The sequence below is a fragment of the Candidatus Synchoanobacter obligatus genome (assembly GCF_024259865.1).
Taxonomy (GTDB): domain Bacteria; phylum Pseudomonadota; class Gammaproteobacteria; order Comchoanobacterales; family Comchoanobacteraceae; genus Synchoanobacter; species Synchoanobacter obligatus.
This window is the reverse complement of sequence record NZ_JAKUDN010000002.1, coordinates 466,461-483,453: the sequence shown is the minus strand read 5'-3', so window position 1 is coordinate 483,453 and position 16,993 is coordinate 466,461. Positions and strand designations below refer to the sequence as shown.

Genomic DNA, 16,993 nt, shown 5'->3' with positions numbered 1-16,993 from the left:
GTTACTCCTACTGTTTGTTCATAGTTACGTTAATACCCAACGCCATAATCTCTTTGACGAGTACATTAAATGATTCAGGCAAGTTCGCTTGAATCTTATAATTACCGTCAACAATGTTCTTATACATCTTGCTTCGACCCATAACATCATCTGATTTAACTGTTAGCATCTCTTGCAATGTATACGCAGCACCATATGCCTCTAACGCCCATACTTCCATCTCACCAAATCTCTGACCACCAAACTGTGCTTTACCACTGAGTGGCTGCTGAGTGACTAGACTATAGGATCCTGTAGATCTGGCATGCATTTTATCATCAACCAAATGGTTCAGTTTCAAAATATACATATAACCTACGGTACTCTTCTTATCGAATGGCAAACCAGTTCGACCATCATATAATTGAGCCTGACCACTTTGAGGCATACCTGCCATTTCTAGCAATGATTTAATGGTTTCAATATTCGCACCATCAAATACCGGAGATGCCATTGGAACACCTGCCACCAAGTTCTTTGCCAGTTCTAATACCTGCTCATCGGTATAGGCTATTAAATCAATATCACTTACCTTAGAGACCTTATAAACCTTCTGCAAATACGTTCGTAATTTTGCAACAGGGTGATCTTTCATCATCCCTTGGATCTTTTTACCAATCCCTTTTGCAGCAAGTCCTAAGTGCATCTCCAAAATCTGACCTACGTTCATCCTTGATGGAACACCCAACGGGTTAAGAATCACATCAATTGACGTACCGTCTTCCATATATGGCATATCTTCTACCGGAACAACTTTTGAGATCACACCTTTGTTACCATGGCGACCTGCCATTTTATCACCAGGCTGAATATGCAACGTTGTTGCCAAAAAGATCTTCACAACCTTAATCACACCAGGCGTTAACTCATCACCCATTTGGATTTGAGCACGACGCTTTTCGAGCTTCTCCTCAAAAGTTTTTTCTAACGTCTCTAGAACAACCGCAACCTCTGCAACCTTGTCATTGACTTCAACATCATCAGTCAGAACGCTTGCCAAAGACTTTGCTGATTGACTGTCAAGCCATGCCGCTGTTATCTTAACGCCTTTCTTAATACCTTTGATACCAGACTGGTATACATGACCTTTCAAAAGACCCTTAATTTTATCATACAACAAACCAGACTTCAGCTTGAACTCATCTGAGAGATCTCGACGCGCGAGCTCTAACTGCTCTGCTTCAATCGCTAACGCTCTTGAGTCTTTTTGAGTACCGTCTCGTGTAAAGACTTTTACGTCTACAACCGTACCTTCTGAACTGGACTTCACTCTGAGTGACGTATCTTTCACATCGGATGCCTTTTCACCAAAGATTGCTCTTAACAACTTTTCTTCTGGTGTTAACTGGCTTTCACCTTTTGGTGTGACTTTACCCACCAAAATATCCCCAGCTTTTACTTTAGCACCAATGTATGCAATTCCAGATTCATCAAGTTTAGAAAGCGCACCTTCACCAACATTTGGAATATCTGCCGTAACCTCTTCAGGACCCAATTTGGTATCCCGAGCAATACACTGCAATTCTTGAATATGAATTGACGTGAAACGGTTCTCTGCAGCCACTCTCTCAGAAAGAATAATGGAATCTTCAAAGTTATAACCATTCCATGACATGAAGGCGACTAACATGTTCTGCCCCAATGCCAATTCCCCAAGATCGGTACCAGACCCGTCAGTGATGATATCACCTTTCTTAACCACATCACCCAATGAAACGATCGGACGCTGGTTCACACAAGTGTTTTGATTCGACCTAAAGAACTTGGTGGTACGATAGATATCAACTCCCACACCTTCTTCATCACTGCTTTCATCAGTACGTATCACAATTCTTGATGAATCTACAAACTCAACAACACCACTACGCTTGGCAACCATCGAGACCCCTGAGTCAGACGCTACTGTGCGCTCCATACCCGTTCCGACCAATGGCTTATCTGCCACAATCGTTGGTACCGCTTGACGTTGCATGTTTGATCCCATCAAAGCACGGTTTGCATCATCATGCTCCAAGAATGGAATCAACGAAGCCGCAACCGATACTGGCTGGTTAGCAGCCACTTCAATGTACTTTAATTGCTTTGGTTTGGCAGAAGTATACTCACCATTATAGCGACACGCTACCATATCACTTTGAATAACGCCGTCTTCATCAACAGGAATTGTTGCCTGAGCAATATATGAATCATACTCATCATGCGCTGACAAATATTCAACTTTAGACGTAACCTTTCCTTCCTCAACAACATAAAACGGCGTTACCATAAAACCATATTTATTCAAGTCTGAATAAACAGCTAATGAGTTAATCAAACCAATATTTTGCCCTTCCGGTGTTTCGATAGGACAAATACGGCCATAATGCGATGGGTGAACATCACGAACATCAATCGTTGCTCTCGCACGATCAAGACCACCTTGCCCCAGAGCAGACACACGCCTTAAGTGGGTAATTAATGCCAAAGGATTGCCGCGCTCCATATACTGAGATAGCTGACTGGAACTAAAGAGTTCACGCCATGCAGATACAATCGGCTTTGAATTAAAGAAATCTTGTGGTAGTTTACCTTCAATTTCAGGCTGTACCATTCTATCTTGTGTGGACCTAGCCACTTTTGTCATGGCAATTCTAAATTGGTTAACAACCATTTCACCGACACAACGTACACGACGGTTACTAAGATTATCGATATCATCAACGATATGGCCATTCATACCATCACGGGTATCTACCAATGACTGCACCACATCCATGACATCATCAGGATCTAGCACACCATGCGATTCTGGCTTACCTTTTCCAAAACGCTCGTTTAACTTCATACGACCAATATGAGATAGATCGTACCTTGAGGCATCATAAAACAATGACTCAAACAAATTCTTTGCCGCATCTACTGTTGGCGGCTCACCTGGACGAAGAACATGATAAATTTCAACCCATGCATCTACTTGAGATTGACAGGTATCCAACATCATGGTATCTGAAATATATGAACCTCTTTCAAGATCATTCACATAGATCACTTTAAATGACTGCACACCAGTGGCTGCCACTTTTTCCATTAACTCTTCAGTAATCACCGCATTCACAGGCGCAATAATCTCACCTGTTTCTTGATCAATAATTGGTTCAGCAGTCACACGGCCCACTGCAAAACTTGGGTCAACAAAGACCCGATCAATTTTAGATTTCTTCAGCTCACGGATCTGTTTAACCCAGATACGCGTCCCTTTTTCAATAACAACATTGCCTTTCTCATCAATCAAATCTTGAGAAGCAATAACACCCTTCATACGATCAGGAATCATCTCAAACGATAAACGACCCTCATCAAAAGTAAAGGTGTCCTTCTCATAGAATGAATCAATAATCTGCTGGTCATCATAACCCATGGCTTTTAAAAGCACAGTAACTGGCAATTTTTTACGGCGATCGATACGAACACTAATGATGTCTTTTGCATCAAACTCAATATCAATCCACGCCCCTCTATAAGGAATAATACGCGCAGAATATAGCAACTTACCCGAAGAGTGGGTCTTACCACGATCATGCTCAATCGCAACACCTGGCGACCGATACAACTGCGATACAATCACTCTTTCTGTACCATTAACAATGAAACTTCCCGTCTCAGTCATTAATGGGATGTCACCTATATAGACATCTTGCTCTTTAACTTCCTTAATCTTTTTAAACTTTCCAACATCCTTATCATAATATACCAAACGCAGTTTTGCCCTGAGCGGTGCTGAGTAAGTTAATCCTCGCACCTTGCATTCGTGCTCATGGAAGCTGGGCTCACCAACGGTATATGAATCATACTCCAGCACAACTTGTGCTGCAGATGAACTAATAGGAAAAGATGACTGTAATTCAGCATGTAAGCCTATATCCAAACGCTTGCTAGGCTCAACACCTAACTGTAAAAATTCGTCAATATAAGACTGTGGTTGTAACCTGGTTAAGTGTGGGTACTCAAGCCCCTTCTTTGTCCCTAGATCCAAACGCGGTCTTTTCTCACAAACTGTTAATGTTTTAACTGTCATGCTCTTTACCCTATATAATATTTAATGAATGCATTAACGATGAAACAGTATTATTCAACTGATACGTCAGCACCTGCTTCTTTTAGCTGTGCAGCTAACTCTTCTGCCTTAGCTTTATCAGCACCTTCTAGCAATGCAACTGGCGCAGAATCAACTTTTTCTTTTGCGTCTTTAATACCAAGACCAAGTGCTTCTTTAACCACTTTAATCACAGCAATTTTACTAGAACCGGCACCTTTCAGAACCAAGTTAAACTCAGTTTGTTCAGCAGCAGCTTCACCACCAGCTGGAGCAGCAGCAACAGCAACAGCAGCAGGCTGAGGATCAACACCGTACTTTTCTTTAATAGCTTCAACCAACTCAACCAACTGAGCAACCGTTAAACTATCAATACTATTTAATAAATCATCAACTTTGACTTTTTCACTCATTATTTATCTCCAATTTATCTAAACTCAACCTTGCTTTTGTTCAGACACAGCGTGTAGAACTCTAGCAAATTGACCATATAACTCCTGTAGCACACCGGAAAACTGTACTAAAGGAGATTTGACGCCCAGAACAACCATGCAAATTGCTTGCTCTCTGTTCGGCAAATTCATAACATACTTAATGTTGTCTGCACCATATCGAATACCTTCGATCGCTGCAGCTTGAACTGTAAGCTTGTCATTAACCTTTGAAAACTCACCCAATACCTTCGTACTTGATGACAGATCTTCCATTGAAAATCCTAACATCACTGGGTTCTTTAAGTCTTCACAAACCACGTTAAACTGTTCAGAGTCATTAAAAACTCGTCTGGTTAAATTATTCTTTGCAACCATTAAAACAACATTGTTTTCTCTTGCTTTAACACGCAGTGCATTCATATCATTTGACTCGACACCATGATTTACTGCAATCGTTACTGCATGTGCTTTGTCAGCCAACTCTTTTATAACCGCAACCTGTTGCTGTTTTTTCTCTTTTGAAATAGCCATTTTTTATCCCCTAGTCTAATGTATGAATATCAACACGGATACCTGGACCCATGGTTGTTGATACAAAGCATGAACGTATATACTGTCCTTTCGCACGAGCTGGCTTCAATCGCTTCAACTCTGCTACCAATGTTTGCACAGTATTTATCAACTGCTCTGGCTTAAATGCAACCGGCCCCAATCGTGCATGCAAAGAACCTGCATTGTCACTTCTGAAGAAAATCTGACCACTCTTAGCATTTTTAACCGCTTGAGCCACATCTGTAGTTACCGTACCTAACTTCAAGTTTGGCATCAAACCTTTAGGACCCAATATACGGCCGACTTTACCAACCTTTGGCATCATGTCTGGCGTTGCAATCAATACATCAAAATTCATATCACCTTTTTGAATCATCTCAATCAGATCATCAGAACCCACAATGTCAGCACCGGCATCTGTTGCCTTCGCAACTTGATCACCTTGTGCCAATACAGCAACTCGCTTACTTTTACCAATACCGTCCTCAGGACTTAACGCACCGCGAACACTTTCACCTTTTGGCAAACCTAAGCTCATGACGATATCCACCGCAGGTGAACATTTTTCAGTAGACAGCTTTTGCGCTAAAGCAATGGCTTCCTGTAATGGCAATACCTTGGATTTGTCATATGCGTCATGCGCTTCTTTCATTCTCTTACTGACCATCTTTATTCTCCCCGATCTCAACCTCTACACCCATACTTCTTGCAGTACCAGCTACTGTATTAATAAGCGCTTGGTCAGAAACACCTGTTAACTCTTCACGCTTCTTCTCTATAATTGCCATGATATCTTTCATCGCAAGCTTACCCACCTTATTTTTATTGGGCTCACCACTACCTTTGCAACCGATAATGTCTTTAATCATATGCGCAACTGGCTGCTGAGAAATCTTCATGGTGAATGAACGGTCTTTCTTGTTCACATGCAATGTTACCGGTAGCTTCGCACCTGGCTTTACATCAAACTTCGAACTTTCATCATTAAACTTCTTACAAAAATCCATCAACTGGACACCGTATTGACCCAATACAGCACCAACAGAACCTGGGTTTGCTTTTCCAGCCTCAACCTGCAACTTAACAATCTGTATGTTATCCTCTGCCATTATCTACACCCTTACAATATTATGTTATTTTCTCTACTTGCCCAAACTCCAGTTCAACTGGTGTTGAGCGACCAAAAATCATCACCGAGACGACCAAACGCTGTTTCTCGTGAATGATATCCTCCACAGACCCTTGAAAGTCTGCAAAAGGCCCCGAAGACACCCGAACAAGTTCGCCGTAATCAAATACCACACTCAACCTTGGCTTATCTTCTTCTGCCTTCTTATCACGATTCAGCATATTTTCGACTTCGTTGGCTGGCATTGGCAAAGGTTTCTTTCCTTTCTTCGCCCCTAGGAAGCCCAGCACTTTTGTTGCGTTACGAACCAAAAACCACGCTTCATCATTCATATCCATTTGAATAAAGATATAGCCAGGAATTAGCTTCTTGACTACTTTACGCTTCTTACCGTTTTTAAGCTCTATCACCTCTTCAGTTGGCACAACCATATCACCAAAAGACTCACCCAAACCCTCAAGAGAGATCTTAGATGCAATTTCTTGAATCATTTTGCTTTCAAAACCCGTTGCAACCTGTACGGCATACCAACTTAACTGTTTTTCTTCACTCGACATGATCATTACCCTATAATTTTTGCCAATAGGCCACTTAACATTGAATCCAATAATGACACCAATATTGAAAAGATTGCAACCGCGATACCCACTGCCGTTGTTGCAGACATAACTTCTGATGACTGAGGCCAAACAACCTTGCGCAATTCAGCACGCGCCTGTTTAACATATACAATAAAATCTTGACCTGGCTGGCTCATTCGCAAAAACAAAAACACCACAACAAGAACCAAACCCCATACATATGGTACCTGCTGACGGATTTGTATCGGTGCGAAATACTGCACATAAACCGCATACGCAGAAGCGGCTCCGAGCAATGCCGAAAAAAACCTATCTTTTACTTTAAGACTCATGGGTAATACCTTAAATATTTTTGCAATAAATCATGCACTTTGCACCAACCTTAATATACAACTTACTATTTAGCAACAAAAAAATACAACTATTTACAATAAAATGAACTTTTTTCAAAAAAAATGCCGATTATTGTTAATAATCAGCACTTTAAAATCAGGCCAGGAGGGAGTCGAACCCCCAACCTGCGGTTTTGGAGACCGCTGCTCTGCCAATTGAGCTACTGGCCTAAACTTTTTACCTATTCGATGATTGATGCAATCACACCAGAACCTACTGTTCTACCACCTTCACGGATCGCAAAACGTAGACCGTCTTCCATCGCAATCGGCGCAATCAACTCAACCGTAATGGTGATGTTATCACCCGGCATGACCATCTCTACACCTTCTGGCAACTCAACAGCACCCGTTACATCAGTTGTTCTGAAATAGAACTGCGGTCTGTAACCTTTAAAGAATGGCGTATGACGACCACCTTCTTTGCTTGTCAAGATATATACCTCAGCAACAAACTTGGTATGAGGTGTAATAGAACCTGGGGTTGCAATAACCTGACCACGCTCAATATCTTCACGCTTCAGCCCTCTTAGGAGAACACCTACGTTATCACCAGCCTGACCTTGCTTTAATTCCTTACGGAACATTTCAACACCAGTACAAGTTGTCTTCTGAGTGTCTCGAATACCAATGATCTCTACTTCATCGCCGACCTTCAAGATACCTTGATCGATACGACCTGTTGCAACAGAACCACGACCTGAAATGGTCATCACGTTCTCAATTGGCACCAACACTGGCTTATCCAAATCACGCACTGGATCAGAAATAAACGTATCCAAAGCCTCAGCCAGCTTATCAATCGCACCAGCCCCAAGATCACCCGCTTCACCTTCAACAGCTTTCAGTGCTGAACCGCGAATAACAGGCGCATTATCACCATCAAAGCCATGTTGGCCCAATAGATCTCTAATATCCATCTCAACCAGCTCTAATAGCTCTTCATCATCGACCATGTCACACTTGTTCATGAATACGACGATCTGAGGAACACCGACCTGACGCGCAAGCAAAATATGCTCTTTTGTTTGAGGCATAGGACCATCGTTTGCTGACACAACAAGGATAGCACCATCCATTTGAGCAGCACCCGTGATCATATTCTTTACGTAATCTTTGTGCCCTGGACAGTCAACGTGTGCATAATGTCTATTGTCTGTCTCATACTCAACGTGAGCAGTATTAATTGTTATTCCACGCGCAGATTCTTCTGGCGCACGGTCAATATCTTTTACAGATATACCGCCTTCCGCACCTTTCTGACGAACCAACGCCGCTGTTAATGTTGTTTTACCATGGTCTACGTGACCAATGGTTCCCACATTCACGTGTACTTTTGACATGAATTTCTCCACCATTTACTATTACCTGAGCCCACAACCGGACTTGAACCGGTGACCTCTTCCTTACCAAGGAAGTGCTCTACCGAACTGAGCTATGTGGGCGTACCCATTTAAACCCTGGAGCGGGTGATGGGGATCGAACCCACACCATCAGCTTGGAAGGCTGAGGTTCTACCATTGAACTACACCCGCATATGGTGGGAGAAGGATTCGAACCTTCGAAGGCGAAGCCGTCAGATTTACAGTCTGATCCCTTTGACCGCTCGGGAATCCCACCAATGATCGAATTTTGTTATATATTAGCGCCCTTGTCAACCCTTATTGTTATTTTTTCTCCCAAAATAAAATATTTTTAGTGTCACCGCACAAGACTTCGTAATATTAAGCCTATAATTACCTTAATGCGCTTATGTACTCATCATGCGCCCTTGCTTCGTCATCATCAAGAACGCACGCATGATATGACACCGGCCGCAAAGATTTATGCTGGTCTTTTTTACCCGCATACGCGAAACGCTCTTGCTTCTGAGTCATCGCTATATACACCTGTATCAACAATTCAGTATCCAGTAAGGCACCATGCAAAACACGACTAGAACGATCAATCGACAAACGGTTACACAAGGCATCAAGACTGTTCTTCTGTCCTGGATACATCTCCTTTGCTAACTTTAATGTATCCAACACTTCAACATCTCGACCAATTTGAAAGTCAAAACCTGCTCGCTTGAACTCTTCATTCAAGAATCCCATATCAAACGGTGCATTATGTGCTACAAACACCCCACCTTTTAGCATATCAATAATCGACTCTGCCACATCCGCAAACACCGGTTCATGTTTGACCTTTTCCCAACTGATCCCATGAACTTTAAACGCCCCTGCCTCAACCGCTTTTTCAGGATTGATATACTGGTGCAGCTGCCGCCCTGTACGATGTCGATTATCCACCTCAATACATGCTACTTCAAGTATCCGCTCTGTCTTACGACTGATACCCGTTGTTTCCGTATCCACAAAAATCAATTTACTCACTTAACTTCTCCGCCGCCAATCTTGCCGCCTCATCGACCCGTTCATTCTCAACATGCCCCGAATGACCCTTTACCCAATGCCACTCTATCTCATGCTTATCGGCCTCTGCAACCAACATTTGCCACAAATCTTGATTCTTCACTGGCTTTTTCTGAGAATTCCGCCAGTTATTCCTCACCCAACCTGGCAACCATTCTATCATCCCCCGCCGTACATACTGAGAGTCTGTCCAAACTTCAACTTTGGTATGCCGCTTCAGCGCCGCCAACCCTTTTACTGCTGCCAACAGCTCCATTCTGTTATTGGTTGTGTCATACGCCGCACCTGACAACAACTTCTCATGCTCCCCCAAAACCAATAGTGCCGCCCAACCACCACGACCAGGATTCCCCAAACAACTACCATCTGTATATAACCGAACCTTTTGACTCATTTTGCAACACCCACCATACCAGACCAAACTGGCTTTGCCCTTACAACCTCTAACCCAATAGGCGAAACAATGGTTTCTCTCACCCGATCTCCCATCATCACAGCATTGGGATCTGACATTAACGAAAACTCTGACACCACTTCCAAACCAACCCTAGCCAAACAAAGCTTAATCCGCCTCAATGTCCTAGGCGCCACCTTTAAACCACCTAACGGATGGTACGTCGCTGGAATACTCCCCCCAATCCATGAGCTTACCAATGTGGTCACTATAATACTCCCCTTCGGCGCCAAAACCCTTTCAAACTCACAACAAAGCGCTGGCATATTCTGATACAGTTCCAACGCATGAGCCACCAGTAATAACTCAACCGACTGATCTGGGAATGGCATAAATGCCTGCTCTGCCTCAACGGTATAACCATGCGCTTCTACCACAGCATCTTCAGACACATGATAGTAATCCACCGTATCAGGATAATGATCCAATAACGGTCTACCTTCTAACTGCACCACCAACCCCGGCTTATGTGATTGTAGCATCTTATCCACATACGCTTTGCTATTGGCATGAATCGCATCCCCTGTTGCCTGGCTTTGCCAATCTCTAAAATCAGCATAGATACTCATACCCCCTCCTGATCAAAATCACTCTTCCAAGACCTTAAAGCCCCTAAGACACTGGCTCGGTCTGTCACCACAACCCCTTTCAACGCCAAAGCCTGCTGTATCTCTTCATGATTCACTCGTAAAAAAGGATTGGTTTTCCGCTCTACAGCAAGCGTTGACGGCAGCAAATCTGAATGCGTCATCCGCTCTTTTATATCAGGATTATTTGGCTCAACATATGCCGCAAACTTCAAATTCCCAGCGGTATATTCATGCCCTGGATAGATCTTTGTCTCATCAGGATATTGTAAAATACGGTCCATACTAAGCAGCATATCATCCACGGTTCCCTCAAAAATCCGACCACACCCTGCACCAAACAACACATCACCTGTAAATAGATTGTCTGCAATTTTAAACCCACAAGCCCCCATGGTATGCCCTGGCAAATGAATGCACTCAATCACCACTCCTTGAATATCAACAACCTCACCATGAGACAATAAATGATCAACAGGCACATCAAAATCTTCTACAGCCCCACCATAAACCTCATGTGGATATGCCGCCAATAAATCCTGAAGACCTGCAGTATGATCCCAATGCTTATGAGTCAGCAAAGTAGCCACCACATTCAGATCGTGTGCCCTTAAATAATCATCCAAAGGCTCAAACTCACCAGGATCAATAACGATACACCCACCCACACAACTGATAACATAAGTGTAGTTGGTGTCTAATACCCTTAACGCTTCTATCTCCACAATTGCTCCACTCAAACCTGATATTTTATTCTACACCGATCATAAAGAGTATCAAGGATACATTGACAATATTCCCTGCTACCCGATAAAAATATCATACTGACTGTCAATTGAGCAACAACCATTGCAATACCCCCAATAGCGAGTACAATATAAGTTACATTGTATCGACAAATGGAGATGTCATGATCGAATACGCAATACTCTTTGTCTGGGCCTGGATGTCATTCTTCTGGATCATCTCAACCCTTATTCGCAACGTATCCATTGTTGACACCATATACGGCCTCAACTTCATCCTAATCCATGTGGCCTACGGGTTATTTGCCCCCAATATCGACATCATCAGCCAAATATTATTCGCCACCACAAGCCTATGGGCCCTCCGCCTCAGCGGGTATATCGGATTAAAAAACTATGGCATCGGTGAAGAAAAACGCTATCAACGCTTCAGAGAAAAATACGGCAAAGACAGATTTTGGTGGTTCAGCTATTTTCAACCCTTCATGATCCAAGGCCTCTTTCTCCTCATCTTTGCAACCCCCATCCACATCAGTTACTACCAAACCATCCAATTCACCCACGAGATCCAATACGTACTTCTCGCACTAGGCTGCATCCTCTTCATCACTGGACTCATCTATGAAAGCATCGCAGACTTTCAAATGTACACGTTCAAAAAATCACACGCCCATCATGAGTTCTTAAAAACTGGCTTATGGCAATACTCCCGCCACCCAAATTACTTCGGTGAAATCCTACTCTGGTTTGGCATGGCTCTCATTGCATCCAGCAAAGCCCTAACAGCCTTCTCCCTAATCGCTTTCATCGGCCCCATGTTATTATTCTACACCCTATCAGAACTCTCCGGCGCCAAGAACCATGAGCCTTACCTACAACAAGAAAAACCCGGCTATTTGGCCCATCAAGCCAATACCCCATGCATCATCCCCTTCCGCATCAAATAACCAACCACAAAGCCTAAACCACAAGACATGGGCTGACAATACCAGACCAGCATGTCTTGCCCCCACCGACCACACGCACATACAACCCCATACAGTGCTGACCAAAGATAACACATAACACCATAACAAGATATAACGGCACTCAGCCCTAAGCGTGTTATATACCCTACCTAGCCTGAACACCGCATCACACACTATATAGCAATCATCTAATACGACCTAACACTGGGGAAGCTTCATCTCAACATTAGTGCTAACATCAAAACTGATCTCCCTAAATTTCACCCAAATAAAAAGAGGCCCATAAGGGCCCCTTTTAACTTGACATGGCGTTCCCATCCTTAGGAAGGCACCATGCGAAGCGGACTAGAAGTCAACAAACATCATACCAATGTTCACTGAAACTCTCGTGATGTTTGTATGCGTAGAGCTGTGCGCTATATCAGCAGCATTAGCAGTAGCAGCAACATCATATTTTACAGAATCAATATGACCTGTAGATTCTTGCTGATTTGTTATAAGATTCTTATAATAAGAATCTGCTTCACTGTCAGATTTCGCACTGAAGTTTGACATGGCTTCAACCGATACGATCAAGCTGATGTCTTCCATGTCATAGTTCATTTCACCACGAAGACCGAATAGGATTTGGTTTTCTTTGAACCCTGCACTCTTTTCAAAAGCAACGCCATGGCCTGAGATCTCAAACTCTTGCATGAAGTACTCAGCACCCACATAGAGACAGTCATAACCTAAGAAAGCTGCTGGTGCCAGTGCCATTTTTGACTTCCATGTTGACTCACTAGCAACAGTTGGATTAGCACCATCACTAACTGCAGCCCCTATTGCAGCTGTACCAAACATTTTCGCGTCATCAGCACCTGTTGAAATTCCGAAACGAAGCATCAATTTGAAATCTTCTGCCAACTGTGTTCTAACAATAGCGGAACCACCAAAATTGTAGTTCGGAAGCTTTTCATTAGACTCGCCATAACGGAACGTTGTTTTGTTAAAAGCATGCGATAAAGTCCCACCCAATGCATCACCTGCTGTAGGAGTAGCAGTACTAGCCGTACCCCAGCTCTGCTCTAAAATACCCGCTGAACCTTCAAAACCTAGGCTCAAAGTCATGCCATCGTCCATAGAACGGTTGTCGTTATCGCCATAAGCGAATAGTAAAGGAGTTGCTAGTAATAAACTTGCTTTAAGTAACTTTGTCATAATCAGACCCTAATAAATAAACTTAAATTTAATATAACGGCTTTCAACACCATCTTCAACCCCTATTTTAACTTTTTTTTAATTTTAGTGGATAGCACTTGCTAAGCCTATGTATTCTATGTAATACTGCAAAAAGATTATAGCGGAGATGGACGATGCAACGATATCAAACCTTATTATGCCTAGGGATCAGCTTATCGACTTTATCAGGATGTGGGTCTTATTTTAATGAACCCCAAGAGCACGCTGCTGATAGCCAATCTTGTCCAACAGCGGCCTATGTTGATTCTGAGTTTCATTTAACTGCCTCAAATGAATACCTCACTCAAATAGACCATCAAGCCATCTCGCAAGCACTGATTCAAAAGCAGCATATGCTCCACTATGTCATGGCAGCTTGCCAAGCAGCAAAGGTACCATCAGACATTGCATTGATTCCTTTATTGGACTCCCAATACCAAAATACCTTAACGACGAATAACAATACGGGTATCTGGCAATTAAGCCCCACCATGGCACAAAACTTATCTCTCACCAATGGCTATTGGTTTGATGCAAGACAAGACCTCCAGCAATCAACAGACGCTGTCATTGCTTATATGCAGTTTCTGCATACCACTTTAGGTAATGATTGGACGCTAGCACTCACAGCTTACCATACCGGACTACAACCGGTTCTTGATGCAGTGAATACCAACAAACGAATGGGCAAAGACATTAGCCTTGATGCTCTGCCTATTGATGCTGATGCCAAAGCCTATACCACCAAGTTACAAGCGGTCTTACAAGTGTATCGTCACAACCAAGACAAACTCGATGAAACCATCACGGTTAAACACGTTGACTTCCCAGGTCAACTAGAGATTGATCAACTGGCCAAAGTTGCAGAAATTGATCCTTTGTCACTAGAAGAAATCAACTCTGGGTTTAAACGACATTTATCAGACCCTGATGGCCCACACCAGATCCTTGTGCAAAGCACTGATTACAAAGCCTTGAAAACCATCACTCATGATGCATCCAAACTGCGCCAAGTCTCCAAATCCAACTGGAACTATCATATTGTATCCCCCAACGAAAGCCTCAGTGTTATCGCCCATAACTTTGACACCTCTGTGGCTGAAATAAAACGGGTCAACCATCTTAAAAATGACATCATACGAGTCAATCAAAAACTCTTGATCCCTGAGCACACCCACCGTTCAGCACCAAAAGAAACCATCGGTTCAATCAACCAATTCAGTCCAGAACCTCAAAGAATTGTCCATACGGTTAAGAAGAAAGAAACCTTGTATCATATCTCACAGAAATACCATGTGGATATCGACAATATCGTCGCCTGGAACAACCTCGAGTCCCCTGCAATCAGACCGAACCAAACCATTGTGGTCTGGAAATACACCCCTGCAGATACCGCACACTTCTACACAGTCAAGGTTAATGACTCATTAACCAAAATAGCCAGAGACCATCGTGTCTCCTTAAAAGCATTAAAGGATGCAAACCAGCTTAAGAGTAATATTATTCACCCTCAAGACCGGCTTGTCATCCCTTCTGTTAATAAAGGTTAGTGCTGCTCTTTAAAGTCTGTGAGCTGGCGCTCAAGCTTGTCTATGACTGCATCAATCGCTGCATACATATCATTTTTCTCATTGGCTGAAGCCTTCACCACTTTCTTTTGAGGCAAACCCAATACCACTGAGACATGATGCTCAAGCTTAATGATCTCCAACACAATCTTTGCGCTGGATATTCTTGAATAATACTTCACAAGCTTATCCATCTTCTTTTGACAATAGTCTTTAATCGCATCAGACGACTCCATCTGATGAAATGTAACTTGAATATCCATTTTTCTCTCCCAGTTATTTTAAGTAATTGATCACCGATGCAAGATACCATGATGACCCATAGAGGAACCCTCCCCATAAAAAGTCCAGTAATACCAGACTTGCCGTCCAGCGATCCAAAATCAACCAATTGGTTAACCCATACACCCCATAGACCACAAAACCAAAAATAATCGCACTCATTAACCCTGAGCCTTCTACCAAGACAAAGTAAAACAATCCCAATAAAAGCAAGCCATACACAAGGCATAGCCCCACTGCCAGTGGCATTCCTGTTGGCATCACCAAGAACTCTCCCAAAGCATCCCGATACTGCTTTGTTGCAAACTGCGTAATCCATACCGCATCTGCCAATAAAAAGTAAACAGCTATCCCCAACCCACGCATAATGTCCATTCATCTCTCCATTGATACTTATAGTACTATAATGGCTTTGACTGAGAATAAAAAGCATCCCTTCATCTTTTTTTAACAAACCGCTTTCCCCTTAATAGCTGACACACAAGCGTGATAACATCAAGACACTGAAAATGATATAAATTATAGCAATCCTAAATAAAAAACCAGCAAGCTGCGTTGCAGGCTTGAGCAAAAGACCAACTGAAAGATTACCTCATGTTCGGAGTGCCGCTGAAAGAGAAGTTCTTTTTTCACCACCTAGAAAACTATTTTAATCATCAATAGGTCCTAACGGTATAATCTGGTTGGGATTGATCTTGGGGTGCGACATATAATAGTGCTGTTTGATATGATCTTTATTCACTGTTGTTGAAAGCAATTGGTGCATTTTATCAACATATAAAGATAAGTTGGGATAATCTTTAATACGACGAATATTACACTTAAAGTGTCCCACATACACCCAATCAAAGCGGATTAACGTCACAAACAATCGGATATCTGGCTCTAATATCTCAGAGCCTAACAGATATTCACTCTTACCCAGGCGCTCATCTAGAATATCAAGCGCTTGGAACAACGCCTGACATTCCGTCTCATAAATCTCTTGCTCTGTTGCAAAGCCGGTACGGTAAACCGCATTGTTGATATGCTGATAAATCCATTCATTTAATTCAATAATTTGATCTAATTGGTCTTCTGGAATCAGATTGAATGATGATGGATGTACGTCACGCCAACAGGAATTGAGCATGGCAATGATCTCTGATGATTCATTGTTTCGAATCTCTTGTTTCTTACGATCCCACAATACTGGAACCGTGACCCGACCTACATAGTCTTGATGGACAGCATAAATATCACGCAAGTAACTGCCCCCCAAATTAGGCTCTGGCTTCTCAAAAGACCACCCCTCCTCTGACATATATGGATCCACCACATGAACTGGGATATAAGACTCTAGTCCCAAGAGCTCACGAAAGATGAGTGTCCGGTGTGCCCAAGGACAGGCATGTGATACATACAATTCAAAACGGTTGGGGTCTTCTTGAATCTCTAAAGGATCAATCTTCCCCCGAAAGCCTGCGGCTTCTCTGACAAATGCCCCTGATTTAATCGGGAAGTCTCCGACAACCCACTGTCCTTTATTCAAATATCCCATGCTCACTCCTT

The 16,993-nt window shown here is 42.8% G+C and carries 18 protein-coding genes and 4 tRNA genes; 2 read left to right on the top strand and 20 right to left on the bottom strand.

Annotated features, from left to right (window positions below):
• Nucleotides 1–7: 7 nt before the first annotated feature.
• From rpoB to gloB, 16 genes are all read right to left on the bottom strand, one after another.
• Nucleotides 8–4,093 carry a DNA-directed RNA polymerase subunit beta gene (rpoB, locus tag MKS91_RS04185; RefSeq protein WP_258569584.1) on the bottom strand — a complete coding sequence of 1,362 codons (4,086 nt, stop codon included), beginning with the start codon at nucleotides 4,091–4,093 and terminating at the stop codon, nucleotides 8–10.
• Between the two features lie 50 nt (nucleotides 4,094–4,143).
• Entirely contained in the window at nucleotides 4,144–4,524 is a 381-nt protein-coding gene (gene rplL, locus MKS91_RS04180; protein WP_258569583.1) for a 50S ribosomal protein L7/L12, read from the bottom strand.
• A 24-nt stretch (nucleotides 4,525–4,548) separates the two neighbouring features.
• A complete protein-coding gene (gene rplJ, locus MKS91_RS04175; protein ID WP_258569582.1) occupies nucleotides 4,549–5,076 on the bottom strand; it encodes a 50S ribosomal protein L10 in 528 nt (175 codons plus the stop codon).
• A 10-nt stretch (nucleotides 5,077–5,086) separates the two neighbouring features.
• A complete protein-coding gene (rplA, locus tag MKS91_RS04170; protein WP_336604807.1) occupies nucleotides 5,087–5,770 on the bottom strand; it encodes a 50S ribosomal protein L1 in 684 nt (227 codons plus the stop codon).
• Nucleotides 5,754–6,206: an uL11 family ribosomal protein gene (locus MKS91_RS04165; RefSeq protein ID WP_258569580.1), complete on the bottom strand. Its 453-nt coding sequence runs from the start codon at nucleotides 6,204–6,206 to the stop codon at nucleotides 5,754–5,756. The genes rplA and MKS91_RS04165 overlap by 17 nt, the downstream gene beginning before the upstream one ends.
• 19 nt (nucleotides 6,207–6,225) lie before the next feature.
• Nucleotides 6,226–6,783: a transcription termination/antitermination protein NusG gene (gene nusG / locus MKS91_RS04160; protein ID WP_258569579.1), complete on the bottom strand. Its 558-nt coding sequence runs from the start codon at nucleotides 6,781–6,783 to the stop codon at nucleotides 6,226–6,228.
• 5 nt (nucleotides 6,784–6,788) lie between these two features.
• The gene (gene secE, locus MKS91_RS04155) at nucleotides 6,789–7,139 is read right to left on the bottom strand and encodes a preprotein translocase subunit SecE (RefSeq protein ID WP_258569578.1); all 351 of its coding nucleotides are present in this window, start codon (nucleotides 7,137–7,139) and stop codon (nucleotides 6,789–6,791) included.
• Nucleotides 7,140–7,297: 158 nt separating this feature from the next.
• A tRNA-Trp gene (locus tag MKS91_RS04150) sits at nucleotides 7,298–7,370 on the bottom strand.
• Between the two features lie 11 nt (nucleotides 7,371–7,381).
• Nucleotides 7,382–8,557: an elongation factor Tu gene (tuf, locus tag MKS91_RS04145; RefSeq protein ID WP_258569577.1), complete on the bottom strand. Its 1,176-nt coding sequence runs from the start codon at nucleotides 8,555–8,557 to the stop codon at nucleotides 7,382–7,384.
• Between the two features lie 13 nt (nucleotides 8,558–8,570).
• Nucleotides 8,571–8,644: transfer RNA gene (locus MKS91_RS04140), tRNA-Thr, on the bottom strand.
• A 16-nt stretch (nucleotides 8,645–8,660) separates the two neighbouring features.
• Nucleotides 8,661–8,734, bottom strand: a tRNA-Gly gene (locus MKS91_RS04135).
• Nucleotides 8,735–8,737: 3 nt separating this feature from the next.
• Nucleotides 8,738–8,819, bottom strand: a tRNA-Tyr gene (locus tag MKS91_RS04130).
• Nucleotides 8,820–8,935: 116 nt separating this feature from the next.
• Entirely contained in the window at nucleotides 8,936–9,577 is a 642-nt protein-coding gene (gene dnaQ / locus MKS91_RS04125; protein ID WP_258569576.1) for a DNA polymerase III subunit epsilon, read from the bottom strand.
• The gene (gene rnhA, locus MKS91_RS04120) at nucleotides 9,570–10,010 is read right to left on the bottom strand and encodes a ribonuclease HI (protein WP_258569575.1); all 441 of its coding nucleotides are present in this window, start codon (nucleotides 10,008–10,010) and stop codon (nucleotides 9,570–9,572) included. Before rnhA ends, dnaQ begins: the two co-directional genes overlap by 8 nt.
• A complete protein-coding gene (locus MKS91_RS04115; protein WP_258569574.1) occupies nucleotides 10,007–10,639 on the bottom strand; it encodes a class I SAM-dependent methyltransferase in 633 nt (210 codons plus the stop codon). The genes rnhA and MKS91_RS04115 overlap by 4 nt, the downstream gene beginning before the upstream one ends.
• Nucleotides 10,636–11,382: a hydroxyacylglutathione hydrolase gene (gloB, locus tag MKS91_RS04110; protein ID WP_258569573.1), complete on the bottom strand. Its 747-nt coding sequence runs from the start codon at nucleotides 11,380–11,382 to the stop codon at nucleotides 10,636–10,638. Before gloB ends, MKS91_RS04115 begins: the two co-directional genes overlap by 4 nt.
• Nucleotides 11,383–11,567: 185 nt before the next feature.
• On the opposite strand from gloB, the gene MKS91_RS04105 reads away from it, so the two are divergent.
• Nucleotides 11,568–12,350: a DUF1295 domain-containing protein gene (locus MKS91_RS04105; protein WP_258569572.1), complete on the top strand. Its 783-nt coding sequence runs from the start codon at nucleotides 11,568–11,570 to the stop codon at nucleotides 12,348–12,350.
• Between the two features lie 366 nt (nucleotides 12,351–12,716).
• Here the strand turns inward: MKS91_RS04105 and MKS91_RS04100 are convergent, their stop codons facing one another.
• Nucleotides 12,717–13,571, bottom strand: coding sequence for a hypothetical protein (locus MKS91_RS04100; RefSeq protein ID WP_258569571.1), 855 nt, complete (start codon nucleotides 13,569–13,571; stop codon nucleotides 12,717–12,719).
• Nucleotides 13,572–13,726: 155 nt separating this feature from the next.
• Between MKS91_RS04100 and MKS91_RS04095 the strand changes: the two genes are divergently transcribed.
• Nucleotides 13,727–15,142, top strand: coding sequence for a lytic transglycosylase (locus MKS91_RS04095; RefSeq protein ID WP_258569570.1), 1,416 nt, complete (start codon nucleotides 13,727–13,729; stop codon nucleotides 15,140–15,142).
• On the opposite strand, the gene hpf is transcribed toward MKS91_RS04095, so the two are convergent.
• The 3 genes from hpf to MKS91_RS04080 form a co-directional block, all read right to left on the bottom strand.
• Nucleotides 15,139–15,423 (bottom strand): ribosome hibernation-promoting factor, HPF/YfiA family, encoded by a 285-nt coding sequence (hpf, locus tag MKS91_RS04090; RefSeq protein ID WP_258569569.1) that lies wholly within the window; start codon nucleotides 15,421–15,423, stop codon nucleotides 15,139–15,141. The two genes, MKS91_RS04095 and hpf, sit on opposite strands and share 4 nt — an antisense overlap.
• A 13-nt stretch (nucleotides 15,424–15,436) precedes the next feature.
• Complete coding sequence (locus tag MKS91_RS04085) at nucleotides 15,437–15,817, bottom strand: DUF2177 family protein (RefSeq protein ID WP_258569568.1); 381 nt, start codon at nucleotides 15,815–15,817, stop codon at nucleotides 15,437–15,439.
• 274 nt (nucleotides 15,818–16,091) lie between these two features.
• Nucleotides 16,092–16,982 carry a glutathione S-transferase family protein gene (locus tag MKS91_RS04080; RefSeq protein ID WP_258569567.1) on the bottom strand — a complete coding sequence of 297 codons (891 nt, stop codon included), beginning with the start codon at nucleotides 16,980–16,982 and terminating at the stop codon, nucleotides 16,092–16,094.
• Nucleotides 16,983–16,993: the final 11 nt, after the last annotated feature.

Bases quoted from the DNA above. Each gene is read 5' to 3' on its own strand.
- rpoB (WP_258569584.1), bottom strand. From the start codon at position 4,093: ATGACAGTTAAAACATTAACAGTTTGTGAGAAAAGACCGCGTTTGGAT.
- rplL (WP_258569583.1), bottom strand. From the start codon at position 4,524: ATGAGTGAAAAAGTCAAAGTTGATGATTTATTAAATAGTATTGATAGT.
- rplJ (WP_258569582.1), bottom strand. From the start codon at position 5,076: ATGGCTATTTCAAAAGAGAAAAAACAGCAACAGGTTGCGGTTATAAAA.
- MKS91_RS04165 (WP_258569580.1), bottom strand. From the start codon at position 6,206: ATGGCAGAGGATAACATACAGATTGTTAAGTTGCAGGTTGAGGCTGGA.
- nusG (WP_258569579.1), bottom strand. From the start codon at position 6,783: ATGTCGAGTGAAGAAAAACAGTTAAGTTGGTATGCCGTACAGGTTGCA.
- secE (WP_258569578.1), bottom strand. From the start codon at position 7,139: ATGAGTCTTAAAGTAAAAGATAGGTTTTTTTCGGCATTGCTCGGAGCC.
- tuf (WP_258569577.1), bottom strand. From the start codon at position 8,557: ATGGTGGAGAAATTCATGTCAAAAGTACACGTGAATGTGGGAACCATT.
- rnhA (WP_258569575.1), bottom strand. From the start codon at position 10,010: ATGAGTCAAAAGGTTCGGTTATATACAGATGGTAGTTGTTTGGGGAAT.
- MKS91_RS04115 (WP_258569574.1), bottom strand. From the start codon at position 10,639: ATGAGTATCTATGCTGATTTTAGAGATTGGCAAAGCCAGGCAACAGGG.
- MKS91_RS04105 (WP_258569572.1), top strand. From the start codon at position 11,568: ATGATCGAATACGCAATACTCTTTGTCTGGGCCTGGATGTCATTCTTC.
- MKS91_RS04100 (WP_258569571.1), bottom strand. From the start codon at position 13,571: ATGACAAAGTTACTTAAAGCAAGTTTATTACTAGCAACTCCTTTACTA.
- MKS91_RS04095 (WP_258569570.1), top strand. From the start codon at position 13,727: ATGCAACGATATCAAACCTTATTATGCCTAGGGATCAGCTTATCGACT.
- hpf (WP_258569569.1), bottom strand. From the start codon at position 15,423: ATGGATATTCAAGTTACATTTCATCAGATGGAGTCGTCTGATGCGATT.
- MKS91_RS04085 (WP_258569568.1), bottom strand. From the start codon at position 15,817: ATGGACATTATGCGTGGGTTGGGGATAGCTGTTTACTTTTTATTGGCA.
- MKS91_RS04080 (WP_258569567.1), bottom strand. From the start codon at position 16,982: ATGGGATATTTGAATAAAGGACAGTGGGTTGTCGGAGACTTCCCGATT.